This window comes from Exiguobacterium sp. s138 (assembly GCF_018618775.1).
Lineage (GTDB): Bacteria > Bacillota > Bacilli > Exiguobacteriales > Exiguobacteriaceae > Exiguobacterium_A > Exiguobacterium_A artemiae.
In genome coordinates, this window is sequence record NZ_JACSMW010000002.1 from 362923 (window position 1) to 382595 (window position 19673).

At 48.3% G+C, this 19673-nt stretch carries 14 protein-coding genes; 12 read left to right on the top strand and 2 right to left on the bottom strand.

Annotated features, from left to right (window positions below; translation table 11 throughout):
- Positions 1 to 14 precede the first annotated feature (14 nt).
- Positions 15 to 1847 carry a putative bifunctional diguanylate cyclase/phosphodiesterase gene (locus tag KNP91_RS05730; protein ID WP_214849071.1) on the top strand — a complete coding sequence of 611 codons (1833 nt, stop codon included), beginning with the start codon at positions 15 to 17 and terminating at the stop codon, positions 1845 to 1847.
- 478 nt (positions 1848 to 2325) lie between these two features.
- On the opposite strand, the gene KNP91_RS05735 is transcribed toward KNP91_RS05730, so the two are convergent.
- Together KNP91_RS05735 and KNP91_RS05740 are read right to left on the bottom strand one after the other, a co-directional pair.
- Entirely contained in the window at positions 2326 to 3012 is a 687-nt protein-coding gene (locus KNP91_RS05735; protein ID WP_012370596.1) for an amino acid ABC transporter permease, read from the bottom strand.
- The gene (locus tag KNP91_RS05740; RefSeq protein WP_012370595.1) at positions 3009 to 3851 is read right to left on the bottom strand and encodes a transporter substrate-binding domain-containing protein; all 843 of its coding nucleotides are present in this window, start codon (positions 3849 to 3851) and stop codon (positions 3009 to 3011) included. The genes KNP91_RS05735 and KNP91_RS05740 overlap by 4 nt, the downstream gene beginning before the upstream one ends.
- A gap of 284 nt (positions 3852 to 4135) precedes the next feature.
- On the opposite strand from KNP91_RS05740, the gene gltB reads away from it, so the two are divergent.
- The 11 genes from gltB to KNP91_RS05795 all read left to right on the top strand — a co-directional run bounded on the left by gltB (position 4136) and on the right by KNP91_RS05795 (position 19556).
- Entirely contained in the window at positions 4136 to 8614 is a 4479-nt protein-coding gene (gene gltB, locus KNP91_RS05745; RefSeq protein WP_214849074.1) for a glutamate synthase large subunit, read from the top strand.
- Complete coding sequence (locus tag KNP91_RS05750; protein WP_214849077.1) at positions 8611 to 10080, top strand: glutamate synthase subunit beta; 1470 nt, start codon at positions 8611 to 8613, stop codon at positions 10078 to 10080. Before gltB ends, KNP91_RS05750 begins: the two co-directional genes overlap by 4 nt.
- Positions 10081 to 10251: 171 nt before the next feature.
- Positions 10252 to 10545, top strand: a complete 294-nt coding sequence (locus tag KNP91_RS05755; RefSeq protein WP_041261636.1) for a PTS sugar transporter subunit IIB — start codon at positions 10252 to 10254, stop codon at positions 10543 to 10545.
- The gene (locus tag KNP91_RS15860; protein WP_214849079.1) at positions 10538 to 12571 is read left to right on the top strand and encodes a BglG family transcription antiterminator; all 2034 of its coding nucleotides are present in this window, start codon (positions 10538 to 10540) and stop codon (positions 12569 to 12571) included. Before KNP91_RS05755 ends, KNP91_RS15860 begins: the two co-directional genes overlap by 8 nt.
- A 172-nt stretch (positions 12572 to 12743) precedes the next feature.
- Complete coding sequence (locus KNP91_RS05765) at positions 12744 to 14177, top strand: PTS mannitol transporter subunit IIBC (protein ID WP_214764630.1); 1434 nt, start codon at positions 12744 to 12746, stop codon at positions 14175 to 14177.
- A 24-nt stretch (positions 14178 to 14201) separates the two neighbouring features.
- Entirely contained in the window at positions 14202 to 14639 is a 438-nt protein-coding gene (locus KNP91_RS05770; RefSeq protein ID WP_012370590.1) for a PTS mannitol transporter subunit IIA, read from the top strand.
- A 3-nt stretch (positions 14640 to 14642) separates the two neighbouring features.
- A complete protein-coding gene (locus KNP91_RS05775; RefSeq protein ID WP_214849081.1) occupies positions 14643 to 15788 on the top strand; it encodes a mannitol-1-phosphate 5-dehydrogenase in 1146 nt (381 codons plus the stop codon).
- A 242-nt stretch (positions 15789 to 16030) separates the two neighbouring features.
- A complete protein-coding gene (locus KNP91_RS05780) occupies positions 16031 to 16828 on the top strand; it encodes a hypothetical protein (RefSeq protein WP_214849083.1) in 798 nt (265 codons plus the stop codon).
- Between the two features lie 85 nt (positions 16829 to 16913).
- Positions 16914 to 17435 (top strand): TraR/DksA C4-type zinc finger protein, encoded by a 522-nt coding sequence (locus KNP91_RS05785; RefSeq protein WP_214764657.1) that lies wholly within the window; start codon positions 16914 to 16916, stop codon positions 17433 to 17435.
- A 210-nt stretch (positions 17436 to 17645) separates the two neighbouring features.
- Positions 17646 to 19166, top strand: a complete 1521-nt coding sequence (adh, locus tag KNP91_RS05790) for an aldehyde dehydrogenase (protein ID WP_214849085.1) — start codon at positions 17646 to 17648, stop codon at positions 19164 to 19166.
- A 21-nt stretch (positions 19167 to 19187) separates the two neighbouring features.
- On the top strand, positions 19188 to 19556 hold the full coding sequence (locus tag KNP91_RS05795) for a DUF779 domain-containing protein (protein ID WP_214764668.1): 369 nt from the start codon (positions 19188 to 19190) through the stop codon (positions 19554 to 19556).
- Positions 19557 to 19673: the final 117 nt, after the last annotated feature.

A 19673-nucleotide genomic window follows, 5' to 3' on the forward strand; every position in this document is an offset into this window, starting at 1 on the left:
AAGGAGAGAAGATTATGAAGGCACATGAACGTCCTTCATCGACGAATTTTCACTACCATCGCGAAGTAAACGCCAATTACCAGCTGTTCGGAATGATTATTTTTGTGCTGACTAGCTGTGGTTCCATTTTATATATCTTCTCGAGCAACATCAGTTCGTCTGGATTGCAGTGGTCTGAAGTGTGGCGTGCTTTTTTGATTTTTATTGTGGGTGGTGTACAGTTTCTGATTGGGAAAAGCAGTCTTAGCGACCGATGGAAACCGCATATGATGTCGAGTGTCTTCTTATTGATCCCGTTCATCAACTATCCGTATATAAACAATGGGGCACAGACTGTGTGGGCCGCATCGTTGTTATTTGTATTGGCCTCCCTGATCGTCATTAACCGGACGATGTTACTGTATGCGACGGCAATCAGCGTTTTATCACTCCTGTACGTCTGGTTAAAAGCACCGGCAGGCATGTCAAACTTCAGTTCAACGGATCATATCGCACGGATCGGACTGATTTTGATTGCTACACTGATCAGTCTGTTGATTCATAGACAGTATGTTTCACGGCTGGAACGAAACATCGACTACTTAGCTCGATTGAAGGAACAAGCATTTTTTGATTCGGTCACGGAACTGGCGAACCGGTCTTTTTTTGTGATTGAAACGGAAAAAAAAGCGGTCGCGGGAGATATCATCTGTCTGATTGATTTGGATGATTTCAAGACAGTCAATGATGCATTCGGTTACCGAACGGGAGACCGGACGTTGCATATCATCGGAAAACGGTTGATGACGCGTTTTTCCGATTGTATCGTCGCTAAAGCGAGTGGAAGTGCCTTTTTATTACATGCGACGTCCGCGCAACCGGATCAGTTATGCGATGAGATTTTAGCCAGTATTTCTGAACGTGTCCAAATCGATTTTAAGCAAATCAATGTAACGGCAAGCATCGGGGTGTCATTCGTTAACGGGGAATCGATTGATCATGTCATCAATGATGCCGAGATTGCTTTATTTACAGCAAAGTCAAATCGTAAAAATACGTTTGCGATCACGGATCAGGTGACTCAAAATGAACGCAAACGAGCCATGCAACTGACACGTGATCTGTATGATGCTGATCTTGACCGGGACTTTTTCGTATTGTTTCAACCGCAAGTCAGCGCAACTAATCACTGCATCACGGGTGCAGAAGCACTAGTCCGGTGGAATCATCCGAAATACGGGTTGATTTCTCCGCTGGAATTCATTCCGTTGGCAGAACGGACACGATTCATCGAAACACTTGGAGGATGGGTAATGCGTAAAGCCTGCCTGCAAGGTCAGCAATGGTTGGAACAAGGACGAAAACCAATCACGATTGCCGTTAATGTCTCGCCTTCGCAGTTGCGTCAAGAAGACTTTACCGAAAAGGTATTGGAGATTTTACGATCAACCGGTTTTCCGCCTTACTTATTGGAAATCGAAATGACAGAACATATTTTTATCGAAGGAATGGCACAAATAATCGAGACATTAAATGAATTGCATCTCCACGGGATCCGGATTGCGCTTGACGATTTTGGAACCGGCTTTTCTTCGATGCAGACGCTCGTCGAATTACCTTTTGATCAGTTGAAAATTCCGAAAGAGATTGTCCGGGCGGCGATTGACTCGGAAGAAAAACGAGCCATCGTCAAGATGATCATTCAATTAGGAGATCGGTTGAAGATGACGATTGTCGCGGAAGGAATCGAAGCGATGGTGGAAGCGGAACTTTTGACAGGGTTAGGGTGCCAGACGCTTCAAGGCTATTTGTTCCATAAACCATTGGAAGCACTATCCGTCGAACCATTGCTCGACCAAAAAGCTTGAACTACCTCCACCAACGCTATGCTAAGAGGTGAAGGATTCCTGAGTTATCCGACCTATTGGTCTGAAATTTATCAAGCTAACCCCGTCGTCCCGACGGTTGGATTTTAATCTTGTCAGTTTCTTTTGTGCGGACGCTTACTCTGCTTGGTTTTCGCTACTTCGGTCATCTGCAAGGTGAACGTTGAAGATTTTACGTGACAGACGAACTTCCAGTCACAACCCTATACCTTCAGTTTTCAAAGAACACGACGTATTGTTTTTTTCCTGGTTTTAAGTGTTTTCAAACCGAAAACGTCGGGCAATTGACGTGTCGTAAGACACGCCTTGCCCGAAGGCGATTCATCTCCCACCTACGCTGGGCTTTGTCCGAGACACTTAGAGGTGAGAGTATTCTCGCCTAATTTTGATAAAAAAAGCTCAACCTGTTTTCTACAGACGTCCTCGTGACGAAAGTGAAAAACGGTTGAGCTTTTTTACGTTATAGATAGCGGGCGAAACGCCGTTCGAGCATTTCTTGTCCGGCGGCGATGACGGCACAGATTCCCCAGTAGATGAAGGCGATGACAAAATAAACTGTCATGTAGTCAAACTCCCGTCCGCCGACGATTTTTGCCCGTTGAAAAATCTCCGGCACCGTAATCATGGCAGCGAGCGAAGAGGCTTTTACCAAATCAAGAAGGACATTTGATAACGGGGGGATTGCCAGGCGGACGGCCTGCGGCAAGATAATGCCGACGAACACACGGTATCTGGAAAGCCCGAGCGATTGTGCCGCTTCTTGTTGCCCGCGATCAACGGACAAAAGTGACGAACGAATGATTTCAGCCATATAGGCAGCACTGTTCAGACTGAAACCGGCAATGGCAGCGGTTAAGGCATCGAGTTGAATGTTGATGACCGGTAAACCAAAGTAAAACATGAATAATAAGACGAGAATCGGTACACCGCGCATGAAGGAGATGTAGAGAGTGGCGACTGTCCGTAACAAACGTGATGCAGATAAGCGTGCCAAAGCAAGCAATAAGCCAAGTCCAAGACCAATCAACATGCTGAGTATCGAAATCCAAAGCGTATGACCGAGCCCTCCTAAGATGTAGGGAAACGCTTCTTTTGCTAATTCCGGGTTAAAGACAGACCGCCATTCAATCTCAGAGAAACTGTTCAATTCACGTCGACGAGCGTCGTCTTGACATCAGGCATTTTCGAGACGTCTTTGTTGGCATAAAATGTCTTCGACAATTTGGCGAGCGTGCCGTCTTCTTTCATTTCATCGATTTCAGCATTGATGTTCGACTGTAACTCTTTGTTGTCCAAGTCCATGATGAGTCCGACTTGGCTTGGATTATAGGCAATATCAGGGTGAATCGTGATGTCGAAATCTTTGAAGAAGTCGACGGCAAGGCTCTGGAGATAATAATCGTTTAAGATGACGTCCGTCCGTCCGTTAGAGACATCACGTAAATATTGATCATTCGTGGCATTATCATATGTGACTTCCTTGGCACCGTATTTCTTGGCCACTTGCATGTACGTTGTCGTCGCTTCTCCAGCTGCTTTTTTCCCTTTTAAATCTTCGAGGGACTTGATGCCGGATAAATCACTTTTACGGACGATCGCTGTCCCGTACGTATATTTGTAAGGTTTAGAGAAGGCAAACTTTCCTTTACGTTCTTCCGTAATCGTAATATCGTTGGCCGCTAAATCCACTTGACCGGTGTTCACGCTTGTCAGCATTCCGTCGAAAGACATTTCTTTGAAGGCGACTTTTAAATCAAGACGTTTTGCGATTTCTTTGACGACTTCGACATCAAACCCGGTCAATTTGTTACTTTTTTCTTCGTGGAAAGATGTCGGATAAAGGGTACCTGCTGTTGCAACGGTCAAGGTTCCTTCTTTTTTAATTTTATCGTATGCGGTCATTTGTTTTTCTTCCTGACCACATGCACTAAGGACCAGGGCCGTTCCTGCAATCAAGAGACCCGTCCATTTTACAGAGTTTTTCATTTTAATATTCTCCTTTTCCAAACAAGCACTGATAATTTATTTTCTATTTAAAAATACCACGGAAAAAGGAATTACGGCAAAAATGAACAGCCTCTCAAAAAATATTTTATTCAAAAAAATTATTCATCTATATGTAAGCGTTATCATCACGATGAGACGGTCTATCAAGGGATGGGAGAACTCAAATTTTGGAAATATACATGGTAGCGAATAAACATAAAAGAGTGTAAAGTATATTTTAACAGAATATACAGAAAATTTAGAACGGTTAGGAGCGTGGTAACATGTCATTTCATCAAATACCGCAACGGCAAGGACTTTATGATCCGAGACAAGAACACGATGCGTGTGGAATCGGGGTTTATGCTCATCGGACGGGACGAGCCAGTCATGAAATCGTTCAAAACGCCTTGAATATGTTGTGTCAGATGGAACATCGGGGAGGACAAGGAAGTGATGCGAAAACCGGCGACGGAGCCGGCATCCTCACGCAAATACCAGATCGTCTCTTCCGTCAAGCCTTACGAAATGTCCATCTGCCGCGCAGTGGGGACTACGGGGTCATGATGATGTTTTTACCGCGGGAAGACCGGTTGCGTCAACGGTTGGAACGGGCTTTGGAATCCATCATTTTATCAGAAGGACAACGCTTGATCGAATGGCGGACGGTCCCGGTCACGAACACTGTGATTGGAGAAAAAGCCCGTCAAACGGAACCTGTTATCCGGCAATGCTTCATTGAAGCAAACAAAGTGGAAGGACTGGCGTTCGAACGGGCATTGTTCCTGATTCGCCGCTTATTTGAACGGGAAGCGGAGCAGCTTGGCATTGAACAATACGTCTTAAGCAGCTCAAGCGAAACGATCGTCTACAAAGGACTTGTGACAACCGATCAGCTTGGTTTGTATTTTGATGATTTACAGGATGAACGGTATCAGTCTGGCTTTGCGATCGTTCACTCGAGATTCAGTACGAACACGTTTCCAAGCTGGAAACGTGCCCATCCAAACCGTTATTTAATCCATAACGGTGAAATCAATACGCTACAAGGAAACGTCCGGGCGATGCGGAGCCGGGAAACCGGTTTGGCTAAAACGACTTACGGGCGTCGGGCGAAAGATGTCCTGCCGATTCTGGATGAATCGGGCAGCGATTCCTCGATGCTTGATAATGCGTTCGAGTTTTTGTATCTGTCCGGATTGACGCTTGCGGAAACCGCCTTGATGCTAGTACCGGAACCGTTTGAACACGCAGAGGTGCGACCGGCAAAACGAGCCTATTACGAATACCACAGCAGCATGATGGAACCGTGGGATGGACCGTCGGCGATCGTCTTTACAAACGGCAAACAGATCGGTGCGACACTCGACCGGAATGGTCTGCGACCGGCACGCTATATGATGATGCGGGACGGGCACTTCATGTTATCGTCGGAATCCGGTGTCTTACCGATCGCGGAACACGATATTTTGTTTAAGAAACGGCTTGTTCCGGGAGAGCTGTTGCTCCTTGATTTTGCATCCGGTCAATTGATTTCGGATGAGGAGGTCAAGCGTGAGCTGGCAATGCGCCATCCGTATGCCGAGTGGCTGGCGGAAGAGATGATTACCTTACCGACAAACGTCAAAACGGAGCCGGTCGCGAACCTCGGAACGTTACAACGGTTGTTTGGTTATACACGGGAAGACATCGATCAGTATTTGATTCCGCTCGTGGAAGAGAAAAAAGATCCGTTAGGGGCGATGGGAACGGATATCCCGCTTGCTGTCCTCAGTGAGCGGCCGCAATCCTTATTCCGCTACTTCAAACAGTTATTCGCACAAGTGACGAATCCGCCGATTGATGCATTGCGGGAACAAATTGTCACGTCGACGATGACCTGGCTTGGTCAGCAAGGGGAATTGTTGACACCGAACCGGCAGAATTGCCGTCGAATTCGTCTCGCCTCACCGGTTCTTACGCCAGCGGAAGCAGCGGCGCTCAAACAGACGAAACTTGCCCACAAGACACTTTCGACAGTGTTTGACGGTCAACTGGAGGAAGCACTCGAAGCGTTACTCGAGCAAGCTGTCCATGCGGTCCGGGGAGGCTGTGAACTGTTGATTCTTTCTGACCGGAATGTCCGGCCGGGTGCTGTACCAATGCCGATTCTACTTGTCACGAGCGCCATTCATCACCATTTGATCCGGGAAGGGTTACGGACGAAAGCCAGTTTGATCATCGAAGGCGGCGAAGTCCGGGAAGTCCATCATTTTGCCGCCTTAGTCGGATACGGAGCCGATGCCATTCATCCGTATCTCGTCTATGCGACGTTACAGGATGCGGTTGACGAAACGATGCCGGATTATGCCGAACGATACCGGTCGGCAGTGACGGAGGGTGTGGTCAAAGTCATGTCAAAGATGGGCATTTCGACGGTCTTCAGTTACCGCGGGGCTCAAATTTTCGAAGCGGTCGGTATTTCCGAAGAGGTCATCGACCGGTACTTCACGGGAACCGTCTCGCAACTCGACGGTTTGACCTTGGCATTGATTGAACAAGAAGCACTTCGTCAACATGAAGAAGGAGTCAAGCGGACACGGCTTGAGTCCGGCAGCGTTTTCCGCTATCGCCATGACGGCGAACATCATGCCTTCAACCCGGCAACGATTCATCTGTTGCAACATGCCTGCCGGACCGGACGGTATGATTTGTTTAAAACCTATTCTTCGCGGATCCAGGAAGAACCGGCGACGTTTTTACGTCACCTGATGTCTTTCCGGGAAACGACTCCGATTCCGCTTGCCGAAGTGGAACCGGTCAGTGAAATCGTCAAATATTTCAAGACAGGAGCGATGTCTTACGGTTCGCTGTCGAAAGAAGCACACGAAACGTTAGCCGTCGCGATGAACCGGCTCGGCGGTAAAAGCAACAGCGGGGAAGGCGGCGAAGAAGAGGAACGATACCAGTTAGATGAAAACGGGGATTCGCGGATGAGCCGGATCAAACAGATTGCATCCGGACGATTCGGTGTCACGAGTGATTATCTTGTCCATGCCGACGAACTGCAGATTAAGGTGGCGCAAGGGGCGAAGCCGGGAGAAGGCGGACAGCTGCCGGGTGAAAAAGTTTATCCGTGGATTGCGCGTGTCCGTGCCTCGACACCGGGTGTCGGATTGATTTCACCTCCGCCGCACCATGATATTTATTCAATCGAGGATTTGGCGCAGCTGATTCATGACTTGAAACGCGCGAATGACCGGGCGCGGATCAGTGTCAAACTGGTCGCAAAAGGCGGTGTCGGAACGATTGCTGCCGGCGTCGCCAAAGGACTGGCCGATGTCATCGTCATCAGCGGTCATGATGGGGGAACCGGTGCTTCACCGAAGACCAGCATTCAGCATACGGGATTACCGTGGGAACTGGGTTTGGCCGAAACCCATCAAACACTGGCCTTAAACGGATTACGGGACCGTGTCGTTTTGGAAACGGACGGAAAGTTATTGACGGGACGCGATGTCGTCATCGCTGCGATGCTCGGTGCCAATGAATACGGCTTTGCAACGGCACCGTTAATTGCCGTCGGTTGCATCATGATGCGGGCCTGCCATCTCGATACATGTCCGGTCGGCGTGGCAACACAAGATCCGAAGCTTCGTGAGAAATTTACAGGGTCAGCGGATCATGTCGTTCACTTCATGGAATTTGTCGCCGAAGAAGTCCGCGAATATTTAGCGCAACTCGGTGTAAGACGGTTAGCCGATTTAGTCGGCCGGACGGATCTGTTGCAATCATCGGACCGGTTAAAGACGCACTGGAAAGCAGCCAGTCTCGATTTATCCCGCCTGTTCGTCATGCCGGGATATTCACCCGAAAACCGGCAGTACCAGGAGCATCACGTCTCAGCTTCTTTTGACGGGCGTGAACTGGAAACGCTCATCACGGATCAATCGTTTACAGAACAACAAACCTTTACCTTCCCGGTCACCAATACGGACCGGGCAATCGGAACGAATACCGGATCCCGTTTGACACGGCTGTATGGAGCGATGGGGCTTCCGACGGATCGGTTAACGCTCAATCTGACGGGTTCAGCCGGTCAAAGTCTTGGTGCATATATCCCGCGTGGTATGACATTAAATGTGTCGGGAGATGCCAACGATTATGTCGGTAAAGGATTATCCGGCGGGGTCATTGCCGTGCGCCCGCAGGCAAAATCCAGTTTCGTCTCCTCGGATCAGGTCATCATCGGAAATGTGGCACTGTACGGGGCAACGAGTGGAGAGCTTTACGTCAACGGTCAGGCCGGGGAACGATTCGCTGTCCGGAACAGCGGAGCGACGGCAGTCGTCGAAGGAATCGGCAACCACGGTCTCGAGTATATGACGGGCGGAAGTGTCGTCATATTAGGAGATGTCGGACTGAACTTTGCCGCCGGAATGTCCGGCGGCGTCGCGTACGTCTTACCGAAAGATGTCACCCGTTTTGAGGCCCGGATCAACCGGGAGCTTGTCGTAACGGGAGCCGTTTCGGACCCTGAAGAGGCAACCCGCTTAAAAACATTCATCGAGCGGCATGTCGCCCGGACGAACAGTGAACAAGGTCATGCGATTTTAGCAAACTGGGATCATGTCCTCAGCTCATTCATTCGTGTCATTCCGTCGACATATCAAGCGGTGACGACTTTAATGGCGGGATATGCGCAACAGGGACACAATACGGAAGAAGCGATGCTGTTGGCATTTGAAACGCATATCGGACGCGGAACAGGAGGGAAACAATGAAGAGACGGGATCAATTCATGAACGTTCCCCGCCAGGCAGGCAAGGAACGTGACAGCAGTGAACGAATTGGTGATTTTAACGAGTATAAAGAACGTTTTTCTGAAACGGAAGCTTCGGAACAGGCGAGCCGTTGTATGGATTGCGGGACACCGTTTTGCCATGTCGGTGAGACGTATGGTCAAGTCAAAATCGGTTGTCCGGTCTACAACTTAATTCCCGAGTGGAACGTACTGGTCGAACAGGGCAACTTCCAGGAAGCCCTTGAACGGCTGCAGGAAACGAATAATTTTCCTGAATTCACGGGCCGGGTCTGTCCCGCGCCCTGTGAAGGATCGTGTACGCTGTCCATCAATGAACCTGCTGTCACCATTAAACAGATCGAACGGACCATTATCGATATCGGTTTTGAGAACGGGTGGGTCCAACCGCGTATTCCGTCAGTCAGAAGCCAGCACCGGATTGCGATTGTCGGTTCTGGTCCGGCAGGCTTAGCGGCAGCCGATCAATTGAATCAAGCAGGGCATCACGTGACCGTCTTTGAACGGGAAGATCAAGTCGGCGGTCTGTTGACGTACGGGATTCCGGCGATGAAGCTTTCAAAAGATATCGTCGCCCGCCGTGTCCGGTTGCTTGAAACGGAAGGCATCACATTTAAAACCGGCGTCACGATTGGTCTCGACGTCTCACTGGATCAACTGGAAGCCGATTACGATGCCGTCATCCTCTGTGTCGGTGCAACCGAGCCCCGCAAAATACCGGACGCACCGGGTCAGGGCGTCGGATACGCGATGGACTATTTGACGAGTGTGACACGGCAACTCCTGACCGGACAATCTTTGATTGACCTGCATGATACACGGGGGAAAGATGTCCTTGTCATCGGAGGCGGAGATACAGGCGCCGACTGTGTGGCGACGGCACTGCGGCAAGGTTGCCGCTCCGTCGTTCAGTTCGGCAAACACGAGATGCCGGGCTCAACACGGACAGCGGACAATATGTGGCCGGATACACCGAACCTGTTCACTCTCGATTACGGGTATGAGGAAGCACACGTGCAGTTTGGTCGCGATCCCCGGGAATACTTGATTGCGATCGAGCGTTATACGACGGATGAAGCAGGCCGATTGACCGGTGTCTGGACGATTTATAATGACAAAATCCGTCATGCCGACGGACGGGTGGAGTTTCAGAAGCTTCCCGGAACCGAAAAATATTATCCGGTTGATACAATGTTGATTGCCATCGGCTTCAGCGGCGTCGAGCAGGATGTTCTGCGGCACCTACCGGTTGCGTCACAAAACGGTAAGATTAAAACGATGGCATATGCGACCGACCGACCGGGGGTCTTTGCCGCCGGCGACGCCCGTCGTGGTCAGTCCTTGATTGTTTGGGCGATCCGCGAAGGACGGGAAGTCGCTGAAAAAGTCGAACAACATCTTTTAACCGTGCATAAACAAACCGGGTGACCCGGATTAGACATGGAAAACGTTCGAACCTCCTCAGGCGGGAGATTCGAACGTTTTTTTGATCTGTCAGGAATTTTGGACAAGATTAAAAAAAGAAATTAAATAAACCGGTTTATCATCGCCCCGTTTTTAAGCGCTTTCAGATAGGATAAAAGGGAAGGGGTGAATAGGATGGATATGATGACCATTATCTTTGTCTGCGACTCGGGCCTAGTCAGCAGTGTCATGGGGGCAAAAGTCTTACGGGATCGATTACAAAAAGAGCGATTATCTGTCACGGTTGAAACGTGCCGGGCCAAAGAAATTCCGGCAGATGTCAGCTTTCTGGTCGGTCCCCGGCAAATCGTTGTAAATCTTCCGGTTAATGCCTCGTGTCGGGTATTTGCCATTGATCATTTGTTGGCAACGGCATCCTATGATTTTTTAATTGAGACCATTAGAAATGAGTTGATGCAAAGTGACTGATTTTACGGCCCGTGAGCGAGAAATCTTGTTTTATTTACTGACGAAATCAGAACCGGTTCAGATTCAGGAAATCGCAGAAGCACTCGAAACTTCGGAACGGACGATTCAACGGGAACGAGACCGGCTTGGGCAAACCGTAGCACCGTTTCAGTTGGAACTGGTTTATGTACGGGGGCGCGGTTTACAGCTGAATGGGGATGAGGGACAGAAGCGGGAACTGCGTGAAGCGCTATTGTTATCCCATCGTCAGTTACCCTCAGCGGAAGACCGGCAAGTCGAACTCGCATACCGCCTTTTGCAGGAACAAGGAATGATCAAACTGCAGGCTTTGGCACATGCCATGTACATCGCGCCAAGTACGATCAGTCAAGATTTAGAACGGATTGATGAATGGTTCTGTCAGTATGCACTGGAATTAAAACGTAAAAAGGGGTTAGGGGCTGAAGTCATCGGCGAAGAAATCAACAAACGACGGTTGCTGGTCTCGTTGATTTTTACGCAATGGGATGTCTTGTCCTTTTACCGGTTCCTGCAAGGTCATGTCGATCAACTGCCGCATCTGCTTCAGATTCAGCAGCGGGAGTGGATTGAAGCGATTAACCAATCGTATGCCGTGATTGCTCCTTTGACGAAACAGCAGGATATCAGTGATCGACTTCTCATGCGGGCGACGCTGAGTTTAGCCGTTCAAGCGATTCGGATGGACCAGTTTCCGATGGTCTATGAATTAAAAGCATATCCGCTCGAAGTCTTGCATCACGTCGATACGCTACAGCAACGGTTGCCGTACCCCTTATCGATTGCCGAGCGGCAATGGATTTCTGAAGAGTTGCGGAATTTTCAACAAGATCAGCTGGAGACCGGCGAAGAACTGGTTATTCGTCTGCGTGTCAAACGACTGATCGAACAGGTCTCCTTATTGTACGGAGAAGGTTTCACAGAGGACCGGGCGCTCGAACACGGGTTGGTCAGTCACATCATGTCGTATACGAAACAAAACATCGTGAATCCGTCTTATGTCATTAAACAGATCGAACGGGAGTACCCGCGTTTGTTTGACGCTGTTAAACAAGCCGCTGAATTCGTCTTCAACGATCAAACGTTTGCGGATTATGACTTAGCCTTTTGGGTGATGCACTTTGGCGCTGTTTTAAGTAAACCGTTGCCGAAAACACCCTACCGTGTACTCGTCGTCTGTTCGGCGGGACTCGGATCGTCGAAATTACTGATGAACCGGTTACGGCAGGAATTTACCGAACTCGAGCAAGTCGAAAGTTCGTCTCTCTTTGGCATTGGACGTCTCCAACTGAAGGATTATGACTTTGTGTTATCGACGGTGCCGTTGCCGGACATTAGTCAACCGCATCTGCTCGTCAATCCGTTACTGCCGAAAGAAGAAGTTGACCGAATCCGGAAATTACTTGTCTCCCTACCGAAATCGTTCCAATCTCCCGTCCGTCAGGAGTCATCGGGATGGCTGGATTTAGTTCGATTGGAAGAATTGGTCAAGACGGCCCGCCAATTGAGTGACGCGTTTTCCATTGAAACGATTGCTTCGCAAACGGAAGGGTTGGAAGAAATCCTTCTTGAAATCAGCAATGGACTGGTCGAAAAAAACGTCACCTCGTCGGCCGTCCAATTATCGGCGCAATTGTTACGGCGTCACGAGATGTCTGGACTCGGCATTCCCGGGACACGGTTGGCTTTATTCCATGGTCGCGACGAATCGATTCATCGTGGAGGGTTCTTCATCTATGAGCTGGATCAACCGATTGATCTTTTGGGGATGGATCAGCTCATTCAACCGGTCGAACGGATTTTAGTACTCGCGGCACCAGAAGAAGCGACGGATCAACTGCTGCAACTGCTCAGCTCAATCAGTGGTGCGATCATCGAAAATGATGAACAAACCCATCAATTTGAATACGGGGATGTTCATCAACTGCAACAGATTTTGAACCGGACATTCCGGAAGGTCATCGAAAGAGAGCTCGAGGCGGTCGAGCAACCGATTAATTTCTCATGAGGACAACAAATCAAAAGAACCATTCGTTGATACGGATGGTTCTTTTGGTCTTGTCCAAGTAATCTGACAAAACGTGAACTAGGAAAGGTTGAGTAAGCGTTTCCATAGCGCATACAATAAGGGCATAGCAAAGCACTTATCATACAATGCAAACGAAATGGAGGGTACACCAATGACAACAACACAAGAAGGAAAACGTGGACTCCGTGTCCAGGTACAACGGTTTGGAAGTTTCCTCAGCGGGATGGTCATGCCGAACATCGGTGCATTCATCGCCTGGGGGATCATCACGGCGTTATTCATTCCGACCGGGTGGGCACCGAATAAAAGTCTGGCGGAGTTAGTCGGTCCGACGATTACGTATCTGTTGCCGCTACTGATTGGGTTTACCGGCGGGAAATTGATGCATGACGTTCGCGGGGGAGTCGTCGGGGCACTGGCGACGATGGGGGTCATCGTCGGAACAGAAATTCCGATGTTCCTCGGCGCAATGGTCATGGGACCACTCGGCGGATTTACCATCAAGAAATTTGATCAACTAATTGAAGGCAAAGTTAAACCGGGTCTTGAGATGCTCGTTAACAATTTCTCGGTCGGGATTATCGGTGGTTTGTTGATGATCGGTGGCTTTAAACTGTTTGGTCCGCTGATGACGGGACTGGACGATATCATGGCAGCGGCTGTTGGAGCGATCGTCAGTGCTCATTTGCTGCCACTTGCGAGTCTGTTCATCGAACCGGCTAAAATCTTGTTCCTCAACAATGCCATTAACCACGGCATCTTAAGTCCGCTCGGTTTGGACCAAGTTAGTGAAGCCGGAAAATCGGTTCTGTTTTTACTCGAAGCGAATCCGGGACCGGGTCTCGGCTTGTTACTCGCTTATTCGGTCTTCGGTTCAGGTGCAGCGAAAAAGACAGCACCAGGGGCAGCCTTTATCCAGTTCATCGGCGGGATTCATGAAATCTACTTCCCGTATGTGCTGATGAAACCGGTTCTCTTGCTCGCCATGATTGCCGGCGGTATGAGCGGTATCCTCACTTTCGTCTTATTTGATGTCGGTCTGGTCGCACCGGCTTCACCAGGAAGTATCATTGCTGTCCTTGCGATGGCATCTCGCGGTTCATATGTCGGTCTTGTTGCCGGTATCCTGATTTCTGCATCCGTTACGTTTGTTGTTTCGTCTGTCTTGCTCAAAACGAGTAAAGCAAAAGAGACATCGCTTGAAGAAGCAACGGCTAATGTCAGCGCGATGAAAGGTAAAAATTCGATTGCTTCCTCGCTTGTTTCAGCGGAATCTGCAACTTCATTAGCAGAAGTCGAACACATCATTTTTGCCTGCGACGCCGGAATGGGATCGAGTGCAATGGGCGCATCCGTCTTACGCAACAAAATTAATAAAGCCGGACTGCCGATTAAAGTAACGAACACGTCGATCAGTCAACTCCCGACAGATGCCGAATTCATCATCACGCACCAGGATTTGACGCAACGGGCGAAGGAACGAGTACCGCAAGCTGAACATCGGTCCGTCGAAAACTTCTTGAATGCAGGTTACTATGATCAACTGGTTCACGAAATCGAAACAGCACGCAATAAAATTTCTTAAAAAATAGACAGGAGTGAATGAAGGATGGCAACTGCGATGAAACTGGAAAAAGAAATGGTGTTACTGAATCAACAGTTTAATACGGACGAGGAAGCGATTGAAGCAGCAGGAACATTGCTCGTCGATCATGGATATGTCCGTCCGAACTATATCGAATCGATGAAAACCCGTCACCGGTTATCGACGGTCTACATCGGAAACCATGTCGCGATTCCTCATGGGACGGAAGAGTCAAAAGAAGAAGTCTTAAAAACAGGATTATCCATTCTACAGGTTCCGAACGGTGTGTCGTTCGGAACCGAACAGGCAAAGCTGATCATCGGGATTGCCGGCATCGGTGACGAACACCTGGAACTGCTGTCGCACATTGCCATTATTTGTTCGGATGAAGAGAATGTCGAGCAGTTGGTCAAAGCGCAAACAGCCGAAGACATTATTCAGCTGTTATCTGTGGAGGTGTAAGCTATGAAAGCCGTTCATTTTGGTGCAGGAAATATCGGTCGGGGCTTCATCGGCTTACAATTGGTTAAATCAGGTTATGATGTCTGTTTCATTGACGTGAATGCCGAAGTCGTCGAAGCGTTGAAAACGCGCGGGGCGTATACGGTCGGTTATGCGGCGGAAGAAGCAGCGGTGGAAGAGGTGTCGCGCGTCACAGCATTGAACAGTCAGACTGAAGCCGAGCGGGTAGTCGAAGCCATCGCGACAGCCGATGTCGTGACGACAGCTGTCGGACCGACGTTGCTTGCGAGAATTGCTCCCTTGCTTGCGGAAGGACTCAAACAACGGACGACAACCCAAAACGTCTTTGTGATCGCATGTGAAAACATGATCGAAGGATCCAGTCATTTGCAGCAAGAAGTGATGCATTATCTTGAGTCAACGCCAGGCAATGTCTTTTTCCCGAATGCCGCCGTCGACCGGATTGTCCCGTTGCAACACCATGACGATCCGTTATACGTCGAAGTCGAACCGTTTTTCGAGTGGGTTATTGAGACAAAGGCGTTACCGGATGATTATCCGGTGTTCGAAGGTGTGACATACGTGGCAGACATCACACCGTTCATCGAACGGAAATTATTCACCGTCAACACCGGACATGCGATCGCCTCTTACCTCGGTGCATTGTTTGGAAAAGAGACGATTGCTGAAAGTCTGCAGGATGTCCGTGTCCGGCGCGGCGTACAAAGTGCCTTGTATGAAACCGGATGGTTACTGCTTGAAAAATACGGCTTTGATCCGAAAGATCACAGCGCCTATATTCAAAAAAACATTAAACGATTTGAAAATCCGCGGATCCATGATGAAATCGTCCGTGTTGCCCGTTCACCGATCCGGAAGCTCGGGCCACGCGACCGGTTGGTCAAACCGGCCCGCGAATTAATGGACCGTGGTATCGAGGCGAATGGATTAGCTCTGGGGATTGCTGCGGCTTTAACCTACTCCGATCCAAATGATTCAGAATCTTCTGAATTAAATACCTTTATTGAACAAAACGGCATCCGAAAAACCGTCGCGACTTATCTGGGACTGGAAGCAGACGAACGTCTCAGTCAACTGATTGTCAGTCAGTATGAACAGATGCACCCGATGAGTGATTCCATTGCCTGATCCCGTTTGACCTGAACCAGTTCCGGTGTTTGCCGGAGACTGGTTTTTTTGTCTTTAAATCCAATTATTTTAGGAAAAGCACCCAAGTTTTCTAATTTCCAAATCTTTAACATAAATTCATAGTCTTGTGTATAACAGATTTAGAATATTCGTTATCGAATATTTTTAACGGTTTTTGCAATGTACGCTATAGAAACGGAACTATTCTCCGATCCGATTCTTAGTTAAGAGAAGGTGGAATTATGCTGAATTATAAAGTGAACGTATATATGGCTAAAGGAACACGATTAAAATCAAACCATTCGATGGCAGCAAAACACTTGATTTACACGAGTCAATTTTCATCTCATACACCGGTCGAACTGATTCATCAATTGCTGTTGAACCGCCTGACCCTCGAACAAGAACAGAACCCGCACTTGATGTATACACTCGAAGTCAATACTGTCGTCGACCAATACGTGATTGATGTCCGTCTTTCCTCTGAAGGGAACGTGTCGGACACAGTGGAACGCGGATTGATCGAATTGATTGAACGGGAAGAAGTGAGACATATTCAGGCACTTGAAATCGGAAAACCGGATTACGCCGAATTTGCGCATCTGGTCTTACATGTCAAACCGGGAGCTCTTCGCGTCGATCAAGAGAAAATGCAACATGTCTTTGATGGATCCGGCGTTCAAGGACAAATCATCCTGCAAAAAGAGCGGATCGACAGCCGGGAACCGTGTCACTCGATTCAATTGTTGATCGGCGGGATGGAGAAGAGTTTATACAGCCTCTCGCATTACCAGCTGGATCCGCTGTTCCGGAAATACGGTTTAGTCATCCAGTCCTTAAATCTGTTGCCGTTTGATCTGTTCTTGATTCGTGACAAAGTAGCGATGTTATCCTCCGCTGACGCTACCCGGCTGTGGATCGATGATATTACGACTTCTAAAAATGGCAGAAGTCATCAAATCTGCTTCAAGGATGGTCAGGAATTCATGACGGTCATCTGTGATTTACACGGCTCGATCCGCTCCTATAAATGCTCTTAAGACAGTCTTTGACGTTTAACATGGTTTCATTTCGGTTAAATCCTTTAGAGAAGAAGCTGAAGCTAAAGAATTGGAGATGAAGGCTATGTTATCAGAAAAGCAAATCGAGACATTCAAAACACGTTTGTTAAAGGAAAAAGATAAAACGGAAACAAATATTGAAAATCGCGAAGTCGACTATGATACAGGGGAACTGTCGAGCTACGACAACCACCCGGGCGATTCGGGAGACGAATTGTTTTTACGGGAACGCGATCAAGCAATGACAGATATGCAGGAAGAAATGTTATCGGATGTCGATGTCGCGTTAAAAGCGATTGAAGATGGCACGTACGGAATCTGTAAAGTCTGCGGCAAAGAGATTGAAATCGAACGTCTTGACATCATTCCGGAAACGTTATTATGTATTGAAGACGCGAAAAAAGAAGAAGAGCAGCTTGGAAACGATCCGATGTCGCGCCCGAGTGAAGAGGCGGTCCTTGATCCATCCGTTACGGCAACCGGTAAAGACATCGACGGGGCAACTGACGGATTCAGTAAAGTCGGTGAGTTCGGGAACTCGGATACACCTTCAGATAAAGAAGACGGCATCGATCCGACACGCTAATTCGACCAATCCACACGTCAATCCATTTTTTGGAGATGACGTGTTTTTTTTGTGAAAAAAATCGTAAAAAAAATATCGGAAAATTTTGACTTTTATAAAACATTTGGTACGATAGAAACGAGAAGACATTTCGATAGGGGTAAAATGAAAGCGCATACATGAGATACCTTCTCGTCGGTTGACCATTTTATTTGAGGGAGGAACAATCAGATGAGTTATGAGATTCCAAACACGCAAGGGTCAAAGGTACAATACAAGGATCGTTATGAAAATTTCATTAACGGAAAATGGACGGCACCGGTCGGTGGAGAATATTTTGATAACGTGACGCCGATTACTGGGAAAGTATTATGTCAAGTCGCCCGTTCAGGGAAAGAAGATATTGAACTCGCCCTTGACGCGGCACATGCGGCAAAAGATGCCTGGGGCAAGACGTCAGTCGCAGAGCGGTCAAACATCTTAAATAAAATTGCGAATCGGATGGAAGAAAATCTTGAGATGCTTGCCTATGCGGAAACGCTCGAAAACGGGAAGGCGGTCCGTGAGACACTGAATGCCGATCTTCCGCTTGCCATCGATCACTTCCGGTACTTTGCAGGTGTCATCCGGGCCCAAGAAGGTTCAATCGGGGAACTCGACAACGATACAGTCGCTTATCATTTCCATGAGCCACTTGGAGTCGTCGGTCAGATCATCCCGTGGAACTTCCCGATTTTAATGGCTGTCTGGAAACTCGCACCGGCACTCGCGGCAGGAAACTGTGTCGTCTTGAAACCGGCGGAACAAACACCGGCAAGTATTTTACTGATGACGGAACTGATTGAAGACTTATTACCTCCTGGTGTCCTGAATATCGTCAACGGTTTCGGACTGGAAGCCGGAAAACCGCTCGCCTCAAGCAAGCGGATTGCGAAAATCGCATTTACGGGTGAAACAACGACGGGACGACTCATCATGCAGTATGCGTCGCAAAACATCATTCCGGTTACACTCGAGCTCGGCGGGAAATCACCAAACATCTTCTTTGCTGATATCATGGATGCCGATGATGCCTTTTTCGATAAAGCAATCGAAGGATTATTGATGTTTGCCTTGAACCAAGGGGAAGTCTGTACGTGTCCATCACGTGCCTTGATTGAAGAATCCATCTACGAGCCATTCATGGAACGGGTCCTCGAACGTGTCAAAGCGATCAAACTCGGTAATCCGCTAGATGCTGATGTCATGATGGGTGCTCAAGCATCGAGTGAACAAATGGAGAAAATTTTGTCGTATCTCGAAATCGGAAAATCGGAAGGGGCGGAGTGTCTGATTGGTGGCGAACGGAACCATCTTGACGGTGACCTCGCGGGTGGTTATTACATTCAACCAACGATTTTTAAAGGAAACAACAAGATGCGGATTTTCCAAGAAGAGATTTTTGGGCCAGTCCTGTCCGTCACGACATTTAAAACAGAAGAAGAAGCACTGCAAATTGCCAATGACACGCTGTACGGCTTAGGTGCCGGTGTCTGGACGCGTGACATGAATCGGGCATACCGCTTCGGACGCGCGATTGAAGCAGGACGCGTCTGGACAAACTGTTACCACCAATATCCGGCCCATGCTGCGTTCGGCGGTTACAAAATGTCGGGAATCGGCCGTGAAAATCATAAAATGATGCTCAACCATTACCAGCGGACAAAAAATCTTCTCGTCAGCTACAGCCCGGATAAACTTGGTTTCTTCTAATCGAAGAAAGGATGTGGCGACATGGTTGAACGTGTACTTGCGACCGATGCCGGCTTGGAATTGATTGAACTGCTAAAAGCAAAACACGGACCGTTAATGTTTCATCAATCAGGTGGATGCTGTGACGGAAGTTCCCCGATGTGTTTTGCGGAAGGCGATTTATTTTTAGGCGATCAAGATTTATTGATCGGTACAATCGGCGGCTGTCCGTTTTATATTCATGAGGATCAATACGCCTACTGGAAACATACGCAACTGATCATTGATGTCGTTGATGGTCGAGGCGGAATGTTTTCCTTGGAAGGCGTCGAGGGGAAACGGTTTTTAACACGTTCTCGTGCTTTTACGTCTGAAGAATATGCGGAGCTCGCAGCTACTGCCAAACCATAGAACAATCAAAAGAAGATACCTCGCCCGAGTATTTAAGTGCTTGTGACTTAGATACACCGGGTGGAAGGTGTTTTTTTTGTGGCATCACGTTATAATTAAAAGATATTTTACAAAAAG

Coding starts and splice junctions, on each gene's coding strand:
- KNP91_RS05780 (WP_214849083.1), top strand. CDS start 16,031: ATGCTGAATTATAAAGTGAACGTATATATGGCTAAAGGAACACGATTA.
- gltB (WP_214849074.1), top strand. CDS start 4,136: ATGTCATTTCATCAAATACCGCAACGGCAAGGACTTTATGATCCGAGA.
- KNP91_RS05755 (WP_041261636.1), top strand. CDS start 10,252: ATGGATATGATGACCATTATCTTTGTCTGCGACTCGGGCCTAGTCAGC.
- adh (WP_214849085.1), top strand. CDS start 17,646: ATGAGTTATGAGATTCCAAACACGCAAGGGTCAAAGGTACAATACAAG.
- KNP91_RS05785 (WP_214764657.1), top strand. CDS start 16,914: ATGTTATCAGAAAAGCAAATCGAGACATTCAAAACACGTTTGTTAAAG.
- KNP91_RS05770 (WP_012370590.1), top strand. CDS start 14,202: ATGGCAACTGCGATGAAACTGGAAAAAGAAATGGTGTTACTGAATCAA.
- KNP91_RS05765 (WP_214764630.1), top strand. CDS start 12,744: ATGACAACAACACAAGAAGGAAAACGTGGACTCCGTGTCCAGGTACAA.
- KNP91_RS05775 (WP_214849081.1), top strand. CDS start 14,643: ATGAAAGCCGTTCATTTTGGTGCAGGAAATATCGGTCGGGGCTTCATC.
- KNP91_RS05795 (WP_214764668.1), top strand. CDS start 19,188: ATGGTTGAACGTGTACTTGCGACCGATGCCGGCTTGGAATTGATTGAA.
- KNP91_RS05750 (WP_214849077.1), top strand. CDS start 8,611: ATGAAGAGACGGGATCAATTCATGAACGTTCCCCGCCAGGCAGGCAAG.
- KNP91_RS05740 (WP_012370595.1), bottom strand. CDS start 3,851: ATGAAAAACTCTGTAAAATGGACGGGTCTCTTGATTGCAGGAACGGCC.
- KNP91_RS05730 (WP_214849071.1), top strand. CDS start 15: ATGAAGGCACATGAACGTCCTTCATCGACGAATTTTCACTACCATCGC.